The organism is Sphingobium sp., assembly GCA_023266575.1.
Taxonomy (GTDB): domain Bacteria; phylum Pseudomonadota; class Alphaproteobacteria; order Sphingomonadales; family Sphingomonadaceae; genus Sphingobium.
Genome location: JAHFPV010000001.1, coordinates 40,473 through 56,884 on the forward strand (window position 1 = coordinate 40,473; position 16,412 = coordinate 56,884).

The 16,412-nt window shown below is 65.3% G+C and carries 14 protein-coding genes and 1 riboswitch; all 14 genes read left to right on the forward strand.

Annotated elements, in window-relative coordinates; genetic code table 11:
* Positions 1–97: 97 nt before the first annotated feature.
* The 14 genes from murC (at position 98) to Q0D44_RS00285 (ending at position 16,330) form a co-directional block, all read left to right on the forward strand.
* Positions 98–1,525 (forward strand): UDP-N-acetylmuramate--L-alanine ligase, encoded by a 1,428-nt coding sequence (murC, locus tag Q0D44_RS00220; protein ID WP_294130644.1) that lies wholly within the window; start codon positions 98–100, stop codon positions 1,523–1,525.
* Entirely contained in the window at positions 1,525–1,722 is a 198-nt protein-coding gene (locus Q0D44_RS00225) for a hypothetical protein (RefSeq protein WP_294130647.1), read from the forward strand. Before murC ends, Q0D44_RS00225 begins: the two co-directional genes overlap by 1 nt.
* On the forward strand, positions 1,719–2,618 hold the full coding sequence (murB, locus tag Q0D44_RS00230; RefSeq protein ID WP_294130650.1) for a UDP-N-acetylmuramate dehydrogenase: 900 nt from the start codon (positions 1,719–1,721) through the stop codon (positions 2,616–2,618). The genes Q0D44_RS00225 and murB overlap by 4 nt, the downstream gene beginning before the upstream one ends.
* Positions 2,619–2,754: 136 nt before the next feature.
* Positions 2,755–3,705 carry a D-alanine--D-alanine ligase gene (locus tag Q0D44_RS00235; RefSeq protein WP_294130655.1) on the forward strand — a complete coding sequence of 317 codons (951 nt, stop codon included), beginning with the start codon at positions 2,755–2,757 and terminating at the stop codon, positions 3,703–3,705.
* On the forward strand, positions 3,698–4,642 hold the full coding sequence (locus Q0D44_RS00240; protein WP_294130658.1) for a cell division protein FtsQ/DivIB: 945 nt from the start codon (positions 3,698–3,700) through the stop codon (positions 4,640–4,642). Before Q0D44_RS00235 ends, Q0D44_RS00240 begins: the two co-directional genes overlap by 8 nt.
* Positions 4,643–4,647: 5 nt before the next feature.
* Positions 4,648–5,934, forward strand: coding sequence for a cell division protein FtsA (gene ftsA, locus Q0D44_RS00245; RefSeq protein ID WP_294130660.1), 1,287 nt, complete (start codon positions 4,648–4,650; stop codon positions 5,932–5,934).
* 108 nt (positions 5,935–6,042) lie between these two features.
* Complete coding sequence (gene ftsZ / locus Q0D44_RS00250) at positions 6,043–7,464, forward strand: cell division protein FtsZ (protein ID WP_294130662.1); 1,422 nt, start codon at positions 6,043–6,045, stop codon at positions 7,462–7,464.
* Between the two features lie 327 nt (positions 7,465–7,791).
* Positions 7,792–9,594 (forward strand): SPOR domain-containing protein, encoded by a 1,803-nt coding sequence (locus Q0D44_RS00255; RefSeq protein WP_294131783.1) that lies wholly within the window; start codon positions 7,792–7,794, stop codon positions 9,592–9,594.
* An 11-nt stretch (positions 9,595–9,605) separates the two neighbouring features.
* Entirely contained in the window at positions 9,606–10,760 is a 1,155-nt protein-coding gene (locus tag Q0D44_RS00260) for a deoxyguanosinetriphosphate triphosphohydrolase (RefSeq protein ID WP_294130664.1), read from the forward strand.
* A gap of 58 nt (positions 10,761–10,818) precedes the next feature.
* Positions 10,819–10,919, forward strand: a riboswitch (glycine riboswitch).
* A gap of 171 nt (positions 10,920–11,090) precedes the next feature.
* A complete protein-coding gene (gene gcvT, locus Q0D44_RS00265; RefSeq protein ID WP_294130667.1) occupies positions 11,091–12,242 on the forward strand; it encodes a glycine cleavage system aminomethyltransferase GcvT in 1,152 nt (383 codons plus the stop codon).
* 32 nt (positions 12,243–12,274) lie between these two features.
* The gene (gene gcvH, locus Q0D44_RS00270; RefSeq protein WP_119744396.1) at positions 12,275–12,646 is read left to right on the forward strand and encodes a glycine cleavage system protein GcvH; all 372 of its coding nucleotides are present in this window, start codon (positions 12,275–12,277) and stop codon (positions 12,644–12,646) included.
* A gap of 128 nt (positions 12,647–12,774) precedes the next feature.
* Entirely contained in the window at positions 12,775–14,133 is a 1,359-nt protein-coding gene (gene gcvPA / locus Q0D44_RS00275) for an aminomethyl-transferring glycine dehydrogenase subunit GcvPA (RefSeq protein WP_294130676.1), read from the forward strand.
* Positions 14,130–15,698 (forward strand): aminomethyl-transferring glycine dehydrogenase subunit GcvPB, encoded by a 1,569-nt coding sequence (gene gcvPB / locus Q0D44_RS00280; protein ID WP_294130679.1) that lies wholly within the window; start codon positions 14,130–14,132, stop codon positions 15,696–15,698. Before gcvPA ends, gcvPB begins: the two co-directional genes overlap by 4 nt.
* Entirely contained in the window at positions 15,695–16,330 is a 636-nt protein-coding gene (locus Q0D44_RS00285) for a DUF938 domain-containing protein (RefSeq protein WP_294130681.1), read from the forward strand. The genes gcvPB and Q0D44_RS00285 overlap by 4 nt, the downstream gene beginning before the upstream one ends.
* Positions 16,331–16,412 lie beyond the last annotated feature (82 nt).

Sequence of the window (16,412 nt, forward strand, 5' to 3'; positions counted from 1 at the left end):
CTTCTGCTGAGCGAAGCGAAGCTGCTTCGCCTGCGGCTCTGCATGGCCCTTCGACTTCGCTCAGGGCGAACGGAAATTCTTATAAGGAAATATACTCATGAAGGGTGTCGGCACGGACATCGGCACGATCCATTTCATCGGCATTGGCGGCATCGGCATGTCGGGCATTGCCGAGGTGATGCACAATCTGGGCTATGATGTGCAGGGGTCGGACGTGGCCGAAGGCTATGTGGTCGAGGGGCTGCGGGCCAAGGGCATCCGCGTGATGATCGGCCATAAGGCGGAAAATCTGGGGGATGCGGCGGTGGTGGTGACATCGACTGCGATCAAGCGTGGCAACCCGGAGGTTGAGCTGGCGCTGGAAACGCGCGTGCCGGTGATCCGTCGGGCGGAAATGTTGGCCGAGTTGATGCGTCTCAAATCCACCGTCGCGGTGGCGGGGACGCATGGCAAGACCACGACGACCTCCATGGTCGCGGCGTTACTGGACGCGGGCGGGGTGGACCCGACGGTCATCAACGGCGGCATCATCAACAGCTATGGTTCCAACGCGCGGCTGGGCAATAGCGACTGGATGGTGGTGGAGGCCGACGAGAGCGACGGCAGCTTTTTGCGGCTCGACGGCACGATCGCGGTCGTCACCAATATCGATCCTGAACATCTCGATCATTATGGCAGTTTCGACCGGGTGAAGGACGCCTTTGTCGAATTTGTCGGCAATGTGCCTTTCTATGGCGCGGCCTTGCTGTGCCTCGACCATCCCGAAGTGCAGGCGATTTTGCCGCGCGTGCAGGACCGGCGGATCGTGACCTATGGCTTTTCCGCGCAGGCGGATATTCGCGGCGACAATGTGGTGAGCTTCCCCGGCGGCAACCGCTTTGATGTGCAGATCCGTGAGCGGGACGGGTCCACGCGCAGGATCGAGGGGATCGAAATGCCGATGCCCGGCCGTCACAATGTGCTGAACGCCATGGCGGCTATCGGCGTGGCGCTGCACATGGGGATTGACGACGCGACGATCCAGACCGGCTTTGCCAAATTTGGCGGGGTCAAGCGGCGCTTCACCAAGGTTGGCGAGATTGCGGTCGGTGACGGTTCGGCCACGGTTATCGATGATTATGGCCATCACCCGGTCGAAATCAAAGCCGTGCTGGCGGCTGCTCGTGAGGGCGCGCAGGGACGGGTGATCGCCGTGGTCCAGCCGCACCGCTTCACCCGGCTGCGCGACCTGATGGATGATTTTCAGCAGGCGTTTAATGACGCCGACATCGTCTATGCCGCGCCCGTCTATACCGCGGGTGAACAGCCGATCGAGGGCGTGGACAGCGCGGCTCTGGTCGCGGGATTGAAGCGGCGCGGGCATCGCCATGCATCGACCATTGCCGACGCCGATGCGCTGGCGAGCGCGCTGGCGGCGGACATTCAGGCGGACGATATGCTCATCTGCCTGGGGGCGGGCGACATCACCAAATGGGCGGCGGGGCTGGCGGCTGCTGTCTCTGCCAAAGCGAAGGAAGCAGTCTGATGTTCGAGCTGTTCGCCGTAGGACTGGAAATGCAGAAGCGCATGATCGACGTCCAGATGCAGGGCGTGGAGGCTGCGCGCGACATGGTGCAGGCGGCGCAGCAAAATGCCAAGGCCGGGATGGCCGCCAATCAGGCGGGCGAGGCGGGGCTGAAGGCGATGAAAAGCTGGATGAATTTGTGGGGCGTGCGCGGTTGAGCGACAGCATTGCCCTTCCGCCGGTGCGCGGCAGTTTGAAGGCGGATGCGCCGCTGGCTCCGCTCGTCTGGTTCAAGGCGGGCGGCGCGGCGCAATGGCTGTTCGAGCCGAAGGATGCCGACGATCTGTCGGATTTTCTGGCCATGCTCGACCCGGCGGTGCCGGTCATGGCGCTGGGGCTGGGGTCCAACCTGATCGTGCGCGATGGTGGGGTGCCGGGCGTGGTGGTGCGGCTGGGCAAGCCGTTCGCCAAGGTTGAGCGGTTGGACGAGGTGACGCTGACCTGTGGCGGCGGGGCGTCGGGCATTTTGGTGTCATCGACCGCGCGGGACGCGGGCATAGCGGGACTTGAGTTTCTGCGCTCGATCCCCGGCACGGTCGGCGGTTTCGTGCGGATGAATGGCGGCGCTTATGGCCGTGAGACGCGCGATATCCTGATCGAGTGCGAGGTGGTTCTGCGGTCGGGCGAGCAGGTGACTCTCTTGAACCGTGACCTGCGCTACACCTATCGCCATTCGAACCTGACGGACGGGGCGATCGTCGTCAGCGCGACCTTTCGCGGCGAACCGGGTGAACCGGCGGCGATCCAGGCGGAGATGGACCGCATCGCCGCCGCGCGCGAGGAAAGCCAGCCGCTGCGCAGCAAGACCGGCGGATCGACCTTCAAGAACCCGGATGGGCACAAGGCGTGGCAGCTGGTGGATGAGGCGGGCTGTCGCGGGCTGCAACTGGGCGGCGCGCAGGTGAGTGAGAAGCACACCAATTTCCTGCTGAACACCGGCGAGGCGACCAGCAGCGACATCGAAGCGCTGGGCGAGGAAGTGCGGCGGCGGGTGAAAGACAAGAGCGGCGTGGAACTGGAATGGGAAATTCAGCGGGTGGGGTTGGTGAAGTGAGTGGCGGAATGAAGTTCCTCCCCGGCACGGGGAGGTGGCTGCGCGCAGCGCAGACGGAGGGGGCGTGCCATGCCTCACTCCCCCTCCACCACGCCCTTCGGGCGCGGTCCCCCTCCCCGTGCCGGGGAGGAACGGCATGACCCGTGGCCCCTGGCATGTCGCTGTCCTGATGGGCGGTTGGTCGGCGGAGCGGCCCGTTTCCCTCATGAGCGGCGAAGGCGTGGCCAAGGCGCTGGAATCGCGCGGGCATCGGGTCACGCGGATCGATATGGACCGTGATGTCGCGGCGCGGCTGGCTGAGGCCAAGGCCGACGTGGTGTTCAACGCGCTGCATGGCGTGCCGGGCGAGGATGGCACGGTGCAGGGGATGATGGACCTGATGGGGCTGACCTACACCCATAGCGGCCTCGCCACCTCGGTCATCGCGATCGACAAGCAGCTGACCAAGCAGGCGCTGGTGCCGCATGGCATCCCGATGCCCGGCGGGCATATCGTGCAAAGTGAGAGCCTGTTTGCGGGCGATCCGCTGCCGCGCCCCTATGTGTTGAAGCCCGTCAATGAGGGCAGCTCGGTCGGCGTGGCGATCGTCACCGCCGAGGGCAATTATGGCAATCCGATCGGCCGCGACAGTGTGGGGCCGTGGCAGGATTTCCCCGAATTGCTGGCCGAACCCTATATTCGTGGGCGCGAACTGACCACCGCCGTGCTGGGCGATGAGGCTTTGCTGGTCACCGAATTGCGGCCCAAGAGCGGCTTTTATGATTTCGACGCCAAATATACCGATGGCATGACCGAACATGTTTGCCCTGCCGAGGTCCCTGACGACATCACGGAGGCGTGCAAGGCGCTGGCGCTGCGGTCGCATCAGTTGCTGGGGTGCAAGGGGGCGTCTCGATCCGATTTCCGCTGGGATGATGAACAGGGCGTCGAAGGGCTGTTCCTGCTGGAGGTCAATACCCAGCCGGGGATGACCCCCTTGAGCCTGGTTCCCGAACAGGCCGCGAAGCTGGGCATTGACTATGCCACGCTGGTGGAGACTATTGTCGAGGAGGCGCTGCACCGCGCCGGGGGTGAGAAACATGGCTGAGGCACGGATCCGGCGCGGCGGCACTGCGCGGCTGAGCAGCGCGAAGGGTAGGGCGACGAAGGGCGGTCGCGGGCGCACGCTCAAGCGCCAGTCGACGCTCGACCGGCTGATCGAAGCACTGCCGGTTAGCGAAGCGACGCTGCAACGTCTGGCCAGCTGGACGATCGTGGGGATTTTCGGGGCGATCCTGATCGGCTTTGCGATCTTCTTTGGCCTGCCCGCCATGGCGCAGCAACAAGCTGCCCTGATCGCCGCGCGCGCGGGTTTCGAGGTCGACAAGGTCGAGGTGCGCGGCGTCGAGCGGATGGACGAGCTGCCGGTCTATAACATTGCGCTGGGGCAGGTGGATCGTTCGATGCTCTCGCTCGATCTGCCCAAGGTCCGCGCGGATATGCTGAAACTGGGCTGGGTCAAGGATGCGCGCATTTCCCGCCGTCTGCCCGATACGCTGGTGGTCGATATCGTCGAGCGTGATCCGGTCGCGGTGTGGCAGCATGGCGGGCAATTGCATCTGATCGACGTGGCGGGGGTGGTGCTGCAACCGGTGTCGGCCAGCGCGATGCCGGACCTGCCGCTGGTCGTCGGTCCCAATGCTAATCGCCAGACTGCGGGGCTGAACCGGCTGATGGAAAATGCGCCTGCGTTAAAGCCCATGCTGGCGGGCGCGACCTGGGTCGGCAACCGCCGCTGGGATCTGCGCTTCCAGTCGGGCGAGACGCTGTCGCTGCCCGAAGGGGACAAGATTTCTGCCGCCGCTCTGGTCAATTTCGCACGGATGGACGGCGTCAACCGGCTGCTGGGCCGGGGGATCGTGAAGTTCGACATGCGCGATCCCGACCGCTTTGTCCTGCGCCTGCCGCAGGGCAGGGTCGAGGAGAAGCCGGTGGATGCGGCCGACACGGCGGCCAGCACCGTTGCGCTGGGCGAGGAAGGCTAAGCCCCATGGCGCAGCCCAAGGTCGAAAAGCTCATCACCGCGATCGACATCGGATCGTGGAAGGTATCCGCGTTGATCGCGGGGCGGACCGACACGGGTGAGCTGGCGATTTTGGGCACCGGCCAGCGCGAAAGCCGGGGCGTGCGGCGCGGTTTCATCGCCGACATGGAGCGCACCGAACTGGCGGTGCGCGAAACGATCGAGCAAGCCGAGCGGGTGGCTGGCACCAATATCGAGGATGTCTGGGTCAGCTTTTCGGGCGGCAGCCTGGTCAGCGATGTTGTGACGGTCGAGCGCGATATGGGCGGATACCGCATCGAACAGGCCGATATTGACGATCTGCTGACCACTGGCCAGCAGGGGATCGACCCCGATGGCCGGGTCGTGCTGCACGCGCAGCCCACCTGCTTCACCATCAATGGCAAGGTGCCGGTCAAGAAACCCGCCGGGATGCACGCCGACCTGCTGGGCGTGGATATTCATGTCGTGCTGGCCGACGGCGCGCCGCTCGCCAATCTGGACCTGTGCGTGCGGGGCGCTTATCTGAACGTCAACTCCATCGTCGCCTCGCCGATCGCGACGGGGCTCGCCTGCTTGTCCGAAGAAGAGCGCGATCTGGGCGTGGCGCTGGTGGAATTGGGGGCGGGGGTCACCAATGTGTCGCTTTACGCGGGCGGGATGCTGGTGGGACTGCATTCCATTCCTATCGGCGCGTCCGACATTACCGACGATATCGCGTCGGCCTTTGGCATTCGCCGCAGTCAGGCCGAGCGGATCAAATGCTTCTATGGCTCCGCAATGCAGAATCGTCGCGATTTCCGCGAGATAATCGAGATCGCAGCCCCCCATGGCGATGTCGCGGTGCCGGGGCAGAGCGCCGGTCCCAATGCCGAAGGGGGCAAGATCACCCGCGCCGCGCTGGTCGGGGTCATTTGCGAGCGGCTCAATCAGCTGATGTCGGAAGTGAATGCGGCGCTGGCGGGCATGGGCTTCAATTCGCCCACCGGGCGGCAGGTGGTGCTGACCGGGGGCGGCGCGGAAATGAAGGGCATTGCCGATTATGCGCAGGGTGCCTTGGGCCGGGCGGTGCGGATCGGGCGGCCACGGGGCTTGTCCGCCATGCCCGAAGCGCATAGCGGCCCGGCCTTTGCGACTTTGGCGGGGCTGGCGCTTTACGGCGCTTCCAACCCGGTTGATCTCCGCACGATGGCGCCCGCGCCGCAAACCGTGCATCGTCTGGGCGCACCCTTGTGGTGGCAACGGATGATGCGGGCGATAAAGACCAACTATTGAACGAAATTACAGTAAGACGAAAATAGCTGGTGAAATACTCCAGTTTCTGGTGTTAACATTTGGTGTTGGTTGTCGCTTCCTGACGAGGAAGCTGAGGGAGCAGAATATATGAGCATTGAGATCAGCCCTCCGCATGTGGATGAACTGAAGCCGCGCATCGCGGTGATCGGTGTCGGCGGCGCGGGCGGCAATGCCATCGCAAACATGATCGCGGCCCATGTCGAGGGCGTGGATTTCATCGTGGCGAACACGGATGCGCAGGCCTTGAACGCCTCGCCCGCCGAGCGCCGCATCCAGCTTGGCCCGCAAATTACCGAGGGTCTGGGCGCCGGGTCGCGCCCCGAAATCGGCAAGGCGGCGGCGGAAGAAACCATCGCCATGGTCGAAGCCGCGCTGGAAGGCGCGCATATGTGCTTTATCGCCGCTGGCATGGGCGGCGGCACCGGCACCGGTGCTGCTCCCGTCATTGCCAAGGCGGCGCGGGAACGCGGCATCCTGACCGTTGGCGTGGTGACCAAGCCCTTCACCTTCGAAGGCAATCGCCGCATGAAGTCGGCGGAAGCGGGCATTGACGAGCTGCAAAAGCATGTCGACACGCTGATCGTCATTCCGAACCAGAATCTGTTCCTGATCGCCAACCCGAACACGACCTTCAAGGAAGCGTTCCAGATGGCGGACGAAGTGCTTCAACAGGGCGTGCGCGGCATCACCGACCTGATGGTCATGCCCGGCCTTATCAACCTCGACTTTGCTGACGTCCGCTCCGTGATGGGCGAAATGGGCAAGGCGATGATGGGCACCGGCGAGGCGGAAGGCGATGGTCGTGCGCTTCAGGCGGCGGAAAAGGCGATCGCCAACCCGCTGCTCGACGGCGTGTCGATGCGCGGCGCGAAGGGTGTCATCGTCTCGATCGTCGGTGGCGAGGATATGCGCCTGATGGAAGTGGACGAAGCCGCCAACCATATTCGCGAACTGGTGGACCCGGACGCGAACATCATCTGGGGCAGCGCGTTCAACGATAACCTCAATGGCAAGATCCGCGTGTCGGTGGTCGCCACCGGGATCGACAATGATGTCGGCAATCATGCCGCGCCGCTGACCCAGCCGTTCAGCTTCGCCAGCCGCCCCGCCGTGTCGGTGCCGCAGTCGGCGACGCCCAAGGTCGCTGCGCCTGCGCCACTGGCGGCTCCTGCGCCTGCCCCTGCGCCAGAACCTGAAACGCTGGAACTGGACGTGCCGGAAGCGCCTGCGCCCGCTCCTTTGGAGGCCGCAGCACCCGCACCCTTTGCCCCGCCGCGTCCGGCCGCCGTCTTTTCGGACGACGATCCGGCCGAGGACGAGCTGGTATTGGGCGCTGAAAGCGCTGCCCCGGCTGCGCCGGTGGAACCTGCGCCGCGCGTCGCATCGGGCGGCACCTTGTTCGAGCGGATGGCGGGCCTGACCCGTGGCACGGAAAAGGCACCAGGGGCGGACGAGCCTGCACCGGGTCTGGACATTCCGCGCTTCCTCAATCGCCAGAACAACCAGTAAGCGATCCGCTTGCAGGGGCATCTGTCCCGCCAAAAGCGCGCCGTCGGTCCCACAAGGCAACCGGGCGCGCTTTTTCGTGGGGGGTCATTTCCCATTCAGCACGGCATCGGCTAGTACTAAATCCGATGATGGTGACTCATCTCCCCTCCCTGGCGGGGAGGGGTTGGGGGAGGGGGAGCGAGGCGAAGCCGAGCGTCCACGCTGGCGGCCGCACACCCCCACCCAACCTCCCCCTCAAGGGGGAGGGGCCTTATAGGTCGCGATCAATGAGGCTTCGTATAAGGCACGGATGTGAAACGCTCTCTTCCCTGGATCATTGCCGCGCTCATGCTTTCGGGCGGGGCGCAAGCGCAGGTTGACCAGTCGCAACTGGTGCGTCCGCCGGATGCGGCGGACCTCAACACATATCTTGCCCGCCTGTCCACCAATCCGCGCGACGTGGCGGCGCTGATCGGGGCGGGGGAGGCGGCGCTGGCGTTGGACGATCCGCGCGCCGCGGCCGGTTTCTTCGCCCGCGCCGATGCGATTGCCAGCGGCAATGGGCGGATCAAGGCCGGGCTTGGCCGGGTGATGCTGAAGCTGCAAAATCCGGGCGAAGCGCTGCGGCTGTTCGATCAGGCCGCACGGCTGGGCTATCCCGACGCGACCATGCTGGCCGATCGCGGGCTGGCGCGCGACATGACGGGGGATCAGGCCGGGGCGCAGCGCGATTATCAGGCGGCGCTGCAACGCACGCCCAATGATCTGGAACTGCTTCGCCGCTATGCCGCGTCATTGGGGATAGCGGGCCAGGTCGAGGCCTCGGACAAGGTGATGCAGCCGCTTTTCTACAAGAGCGACCGTGCGGCCTGGCGGTCCCGCGCGTTCATATTGGCGATGAACAACCGGCAGGCTGAAGCGCAGAAGATTGCCGAGCAGACCATGCCCGCGCAACTCGCTGCCGCCATCATGCCCTATATGCGCAAAATGCCCTATCTGACCCCGGCGCAAAAAGCCGCTGCGATCCATTTTGGCCATTTCCCAACGCAGATCGGCACGACCATCGCCGCGATCGTGCCAACTCCGCCGGCACCCGGCTACAGCCAGCCGGTTGTCGCCAAGACGCCGCCGGTTGCAGTGGCGGCGGCACCGACCAGCCCGGCGCAGGATCGCCGCGCGCGCCGTGCCGAACAGCAGCGCCAGCGCCGCGAAGCGACCCGGCTGGCACAGGCCGGCACGGTGCGCCCGGCGATGGTTCAACCAGCAGCGGCACCCACGCCTACGCCCACACCGACCCCCGCGTCGCAGCCGCCCGCGCCGCAACCGGTGCAGCCGCCACCGGCGCAGGTGCAGATGGTCCAGCCGACGCCCGCCGCGCCCGCTCCGGTCCAGACCGCGCCGCCGCAACAGGTTGTCGCTGCTTCCCCGCAAGTGCAGGGGCCGCCTGCGCCGGGCTTTGAATCGGTCGATACGTCCCGGCCGGCTGCCCCTGCCGCGAGCCAGGCTGCGCCTACAACACCGCTGAATGCCATCAGTCTGGCGCAGGCGACCGTCCCGCCGTCCACGCCCCCCAGCGCGCCGCCTTCGTCGCCGGTCGTGCAACCAACGCCAACGCCTGCCGCGCCGCCACCTCAGCCCGATCCGCAGGCGACCCGCACCCTGGCCGACATCATCCGCGCGATCGACGTGCCGGAAACCGAACGTCAGTCGGCGGTCGCAGCCGTCGATCTCGCCGAGATCGAGAAGATCCAGGCCGCGCGCCGGGCCGAGCGTCTGGCCGCGGCCGACAAGGTGAAGAAGGCCGCCGCTGCCAAGGCCAAGGCGGAGGCTGACGCCAAGGCGAAGAAGGAAGCCGAGGAAAAGAAGCGCCTGGCCGACAACCCGGCGCGCAACTGGCTCCAGATCGCGACCGGCGCGAGCAAGAGCGCGTTGGGCTTCACGCTCAAGAAGATGCGCAAGAAATATGACGCGCTGGCCCCGCAAAGCGCCTGGGTCGCCAGCTGGGGCCGGACCAATCGTCTGGTCGTTGGTCCCTTCGCCAGCTTCACCCGCGCCAAAACGCTTGAAACCAAGCTTAAGGGCGAGGGCGCGGACGTTTTTGCCTGGCAAAGCGATGCGGGAGAGGTAGTCGAAAGGCTGGGCGGCGAGTAGAGGAGCGTCTCATGACGATCCTTGCTTCCTATGCCTGCCACCCCGCCGCCAGCCGTGGCCGCCTCCACCCCGAAGAGGGCGGGGAGGTGCGCGGCCCGCGTGACATGTTCCAGCGCGACCGCGATCGCATCATCCATTCGATCGCGTTCCGCCGCCTGCGCCACAAGACGCAGGTGTTCATCTCGCCCGACGGCGATCATTTCCGCGTCCGCCTGACCCATAGTCTGGAAGTCGCGCAGATTGGCCGCACCACCGCGCGCACGCTGGGGCTGAACGAGGATCTGACCGAGGCTTTGTGCCTGGCCCATGATATCGGCCATCCACCGTTCGGCCATGCGGGCGAGGATGCGCTGGAGGCGGCGATGGAGGCGCATGGCGGCTTTGATCATAACGCCCATACACTGCGCACGCTGATGCTGCTCGACAGTCCCTATCCACGCTTTCGCGGGCTGAACCTGAGCTGGGAAATGCTGGAGGGGCTGGCCAAGCATAATGGGCCGATCGCCAATCCCGGCTGGGCAATGCGTGAACTGGATGGGCTGTTGTCGCTCGACCTGACCAGCCATGCCTCGCTGGAGGCGCAGCTGGCGGCGATTTCGGACGATATCGCCTATGACAATCACGATATTGACGATGGCCTGCGTGCCGGGCTGCTGTCGCTGGAGCAGTTGCTGGAGGTGCCGTTCGTGGCGCGCTGCTGGGACCGGGTGCGCAGCCGCTATCCCGATGTCGCGCAGGACCGGCTGCTGCGCGAACTGGTGCGCGAGCAGATTGGCGTGATGGCCAATGACCTGATCGCCGCGACCCGCGCCAATATCGCGGAGTCGGGGGTGCAGACGGTGGAGGATGTCCGTGCGCTAGGCCACACGCTGGTCGCCTTCTCGCCGGAACTGGCGGCGCAGGAGCGCGACCTCAAGCGTTTCATGTATGCCAGCCTTTATCATCATCCCGAACAGCTGGCCGCTGCCGACCGGGCGCGGGTGATCGTCACCGACCTGTTCGCCGCCTATCAGGCAGATCCCGCGCTGATGCCGGACGAATGGCGCGACGAGTGCGTCCTGCAAGAACCCGATCGCAGCCGCCACATAGCCGATTTCATTGCGGGCATGACCGACCGCTACGCCGAAAAGCGCCATGTGGAGATATTCGGGGCGCTGGCGGATTGACGCGCCGGTGCGTTTGACGCAATGCAACACATGTCTCCGGCGCTGAGGATTCGGCACCGGGCACGATGCGGGAGAGCATGGGCGGTCTTTCAGGCCAGGCCCGTCGCCGAAGGAGCAACCGCCCCGGAATCTCTCAGGCCAAAGGACCGCATCGCGCGCAGACACTCTGGAAAGCGGACGGGGAAACCTGTCCCACCGAAGGGGTAAGCCGTTTCCTGCACCAGGACGGTCAAAGCTCTCAGGTTCCCGTGACAGAGGGGGTGACGAACAGGGCGGTCCCTTGCGGGCCGGGTTGATCGTCGCTGCGCCCTCTCACGGAAAGGCCGTCCTATGACCGCCAATGATACCATCGCTACGCTGGAAGACGCTCTGCCGCTGGAGGCCTTGCCGCTCGACGCCTGGCATCGCGCGCGCGGCGCGCGGATGGTCGGTTTTGCCGGTTATCATATGCCGATCCAATATGATGGCATCATGGCCGAACATGGCTGGACCCGCGAACATGCGGGCCTGTTCGACGTCAGTCATATGGGGCAGTTGACCTTCACAGGTGAGGGCGTGGACGATGCGCTGGAACTGCTGCTGCCCAGCGATATAAAGGGGTTGAAGCCCGGTCGTCAGCGCTATTCGATGCTGCTGGATCAGGATGGCGGCATCCTCGACGACCTGATGGTGTCCCGTCCCGCAGACGGCGCGTTCGATGATGCGGCGATCTATGTGGTCGTCAACGGCGCGACCAAATATGACGATATTGGCTGGATGATCGAGCATCTCCCCGACGACGTCATCATGAACCATATGGCCGATCAAGCGCTGCTGGCGTTGCAGGGACCGGAAGCGGGCGAGGCGATGGCGGTGCTGGTGCCGGGGACTACTGACCTCGTCTTCATGCAGTGCGGCGCGTTCGACTGGAATGGGGTGCCGCTGTGGATCAGCCGGTCGGGCTATACCGGCGAGGACGGGTTTGAAATCAGCTTGCCTGCGGACGCCGCCGTCGCCTTTGCGGATGCCTTGTGCGCGCTGCCCCAGGTCAAGCCGATCGGCCTTGGCGCGCGCGATTCGCTGCGGCTGGAGGCGGGCTTGCCGCTCTATGGCCATGACCTGACGCCCGCGGTCAGCACGATCGGCGCGGATCTGGGCTTTGCGATCCAGAAGCGCCGTCGCGAGGAGGGCGGCTTTATCGGCCATGGCCGGGTGATGAAGGAACTGGCAGACGGTCCGGGCGCAAAGCGGGTGGGCCTGACGATCGAGGGTCGGTTGCCTGCGCGCGAGGGCGCACAGATTTATCTCGGCGATGTGCAGGTCGGCGATGTCACCTCCGGCGGGTTCGCGCCCAGCGTCGGCGCGCCGATCGCGATGGGCTGGGTCAGCCTGCCCCATAGCGCCATCGGCACCGCGCTGGAGATTGAGGTGCGCGGCAAGCGCATCGCCGCTGTGGTTGCGCCCATGCCGTTCGTGCCGCACCGTTACCGCCGCAAGGCCTGATTCTCACGCAAATCATTCCGGGGAGACTATCCATGAGCCGTTATTTCACCGACGAACATGAATGGATCGACGTCGAGGGCGAGATCGCCACGGTCGGCATCACCGATTATGCGCAGGAGCAGCTGGGCGACATCGTGTTCGTCGAACTGCCCGCCGAAGGCACGACGTTCGACAAGGGCGACGACGCCGCCGTGGTCGAATCGGTCAAGGCCGCGTCGGACGTCTATGCGCCGATTTCGGGCGAAGTGATCGAGGCCAATGGCGCGCTGGAGGATGAACCCGCGCTGGTCAACAGCGATGCCGAGGAAGATGGCTGGTTCTTCAAGCTGCGCATGACCGACCCGTCCGAGCTGGAAGGGCTGATGACCGAGGCGGCCTACAAGAAGTTTGTGGCCGCGCTTTAATCTTTAGTTCCCCTCTCGCTTGCGGGAGGGGTCAGGGGAGGGCGTGTCGCGCCTCTCCGTCACATGCCCTCCCCCACCCCCCCCGCAAGCGGGAGGGGGGATGAAGGGGCGAGGGGGGAGTATTGGACATGCGCTACCTACCCCTGACCGACACCGACCGGCAGCAGATGCTGTCCGTCATCGGCGCGGCGTCGATCGATGATCTGTTTGTCGATGTTCCCGCCGAGGCCCGGCTTTCGGCCAAGATCGCGGGCCTGCCCGATCATGCCAGCGAACTGGCGGTCGAACGCCATATGAGCAAGCTCGCGCGGCAAAATCTGTCGGCGGGGGAAGCGCCCTTCTTCCTGGGTGCGGGTGCCTATAAGCATCATGTCCCGGCCAGCGTCGATCATCTGATCCAGCGCGGCGAGTTTCTGACCGCCTACACCCCCTATCAGCCGGAAATCGCGCAGGGGACGTTGCAGGTGTTGTTCGAGTTCCAGACGCAGGTCGCGCGCCTGCTGGGCTGTGATGTGGCGAACGCATCCATGTATGACGGGTCGACCGCCTGTTGGGAAGCGATCGGCATGGCACGGCGGATCACCAAGCGGAGCAAGGCGATATTGTCGTCGGGCCTGCACCCCCATTATGTGTCGGTCGCCAACACGATGGCGAAGTTCACCGGCGACCAGTTGGTCCATGACGCGCCGACGTTGAGCGCCGACGCTGATATCGAGGCGCTGATCGCGGGGATCGACAAGGACACAAGCTGCGTCGTCGTCCAATATCCCGACATATTGGGCCGTATCGCCGACCTGACCCCGCTAGCCGAGGCGGCCCATGCCGCCGGTGCGTTGCTGGTCGCGGTGGTGACCGAGCCGGTGGCGCTGGGGGCGCTGATCCCGCCGGGCGAGATGGGCGCGGACATTGTGGTGGGTGAGGGCCAGTCGATCGGCGTCGGCCTGCAATTTGGCGGGCCTTATCTCGGCCTCTTCGCGTGCAAGCAGAAATATGTCCGCCAGATGCCCGGTCGCCTGTGCGGCGAGACGGTGGACGCGGCGGGCAAGCGCGGTTTCGTGCTGACGCTCTCCACCCGCGAACAGCATATCCGCCGCGAGAAGGCGACGTCGAATATCTGCACCAATTCAGGGCTTTGCGCGCTGGCGTTCAGTATTCACATGACCCTGTTGGGGGAAAAGGGGCTGCGCGAATTGGCGGCGCTCAATCATGGGTTGGCGGTGCAGGCCGCCGATCGATTGGCGCGGGTGCCGGGCGTGACTTTGCTCAACGACAGCTTCTTCAACGAATTCACGCTGGTCCTGACCAAGGACGCGCGTGAGGTCGTGCGTAGCTTGGCCGACAAGGGCGTGCTGGCGGGCGTGTCGCTGGGTCGCCTGTTCCCGCAACACACGTCCGTGGGCAACGGTCTGGTCGTCGCGGTGACCGAGACGGTCACGGCGGAGGATATCGAAACACTGGCCCAAGCGCTGGAGGAGGAACTGGCATGACCATGCTTAAGGAAGGCCGCCCCACCGCGCCTGTCGCCGTTGCAGACGCGCATATGGCCCCGGCCACCGTCACCGGCAACCGTGCGCTGATGCTGGAAGAGGCGCTGATCTTCGAGATTGGATCGACCGACACTACCGGCGTCGATTTCGCGCCCGCGCCCAAGGTGGCCAGCCGCCTTGCCGGGCTAGAGCGCCGGGCGATCGGCCTGCCGGGCCTGTCGGAACAGGAAACGGTGCGGCACTATACGCGCCTTAGCCGCCAGAATTACGCCATCGACCTCGGCCTCTTTCCGCTCGGCAGCTGCACGATGAAGCATAATCCGCGCCTCAATGAAAAGGTCGCGCGGATGCCCGGTTTTGCCGATCTGCACCCCCTTGCCCCGCAATCGACGGTGCAGGGCGCGTTGGCGGTGATCCATGAACTGGCGGAGTGGCTGGTGACGCTGACCGGGATGCATAGCGTCGCGATGTCGCCCAAGGCTGGGGCGCATGGGGAATTGTGCGGCCTGCTGGCGATCCGTGCGGCGCTCGAAGCGCGCGGTGACGCACGCAGCGTCGTGCTGGTGCCTGAAAGTGCGCATGGCACCAATCCCGCCACAGCGGCTTTTTGCGGCTATAAGGTCGAGGATATTCCCGCGACCCCCGAAGGCCGGGTCGATCTGGCGGCGTTAACTGCGCGGCTGGGACCGGATGTGGCGGCGGTGATGATCACCAACCCCAATACGTGCGGCCTGTTCGAGCGCGACCTCAAGACCATTTCCGACGCGGTCCATGCGGCGGGGGCCTTCGTCTATTGCGACGGCGCGAATTTCAACGCCATTGTAGGCCGGGTACGCCCCGGCGATCTGGGCGTCGATGCAATGCACATCAATCTGCACAAGACCTTCTCCACCCCCCATGGCGGCGGCGGTCCCGGTTCCGGCCCGGTCGTGCTGTCGGCAGCGCTCGCGCCTTATGCGCCGCTGCCCTTCGTGGAGAAGCAGGGCGACACATTCGTCCTGATCGAGGAGGAATCGGCGCAGGATCATCATGCCGGGACGTTCGGCCGCATGGTGGCTTTCCATGGCCAGATGGGCATGTTCACCCGCGCTTTGGCCTATATCATGAGCCATGGCGCGGACGGGCTGCGGCAGGTGGCAGAGGATGCGGTGCTGAACGCCAATTATATCCTGCGCAGCTTGGACGATGTGCTGGACGCGCCGTTCGGCGACAGCGGTCCCTGTATGCATGAAGCCTTGTTCAGCGATAGGGGGCTGGCCGACGGCTTCACCACGCTCGACATTGCCAAGGGGCTGATCGACGAGGGTTTTCACCCGATGACCATGTATTTCCCGCTGGTCGTGCATGGTGCGATGCTGGTTGAACCGACCGAGACCGAAAGCAAGGCCGCGCTCGACCAGTTCATCATGGCGCTGCGCAGCCTGGCGCATCGGGCCAAGGCGGGGGATGAGGCCTTGAAGGGCGCGCCCTATCATGCGCCGCGCCGTCGCCTGGATGAAACACTGGCGGCGCGCAAGCCGGTGCTGACCTGGGAAGCGCCGACGCTCGCACAGGCGGCGGAATGACGCTCTGGGTTCCGGGCGAAGCGGGCGGCGAGGCGCAGAAACGCCACGCCCCCGCGACGCTGCGGAACCGGGACGCCATCCTGACCGTCCTGCGCGACGCATTGCCGCCCGCCGAGCTGGTGCTGGAAGTAGCGAGCGGCAGTGGCGAACATGCGATCCACTTTGCCGCCGCGCTGCCCGCGCTTGAGTGGCAACCCAGCGATCCCGATCCCGCCGCTTTGGCTTCGATCGCGGCGTGGCGGGCGGAGGCGGGGTTGCCGAATGTGCGCGCTCCGATCCTGCTCGACGCGGCGGGTGACTGGCCGATCGACCGGGCCGATGCGATATTGTGCATCAACATGGTGCATATCAGTCCGTGGGACGCGACTTTGGGATTGCTGCGCGGGGCAGGGCGGGCATTGCCGACCGGCGGTCTGCTCTATCTCTATGGTCCCTACATCCGCGACGATGTGGAGACCGCGCCCAGCAATCTGGCGTTTGATGCCTCGCTCAAGGCGCGCGACCCGCGCTGGGGCGTGCGGCGGCTGGAGGATGTCGTGGCGGCGGCGGAGCGCCAAGGGTTGCGCTTTGACCGGCTGGTCGAGATGGCGGCGAACAATCTGTCAGTGATTTTCAGGCGAGCGGACTTCTGAAATCCGTTCGCGCTGAGCCTGTCGAAGCGCTTTATTGTCCAGCGAGCAAGAACCGGCCTTCGACAAGTTCGGGCCGAACAGA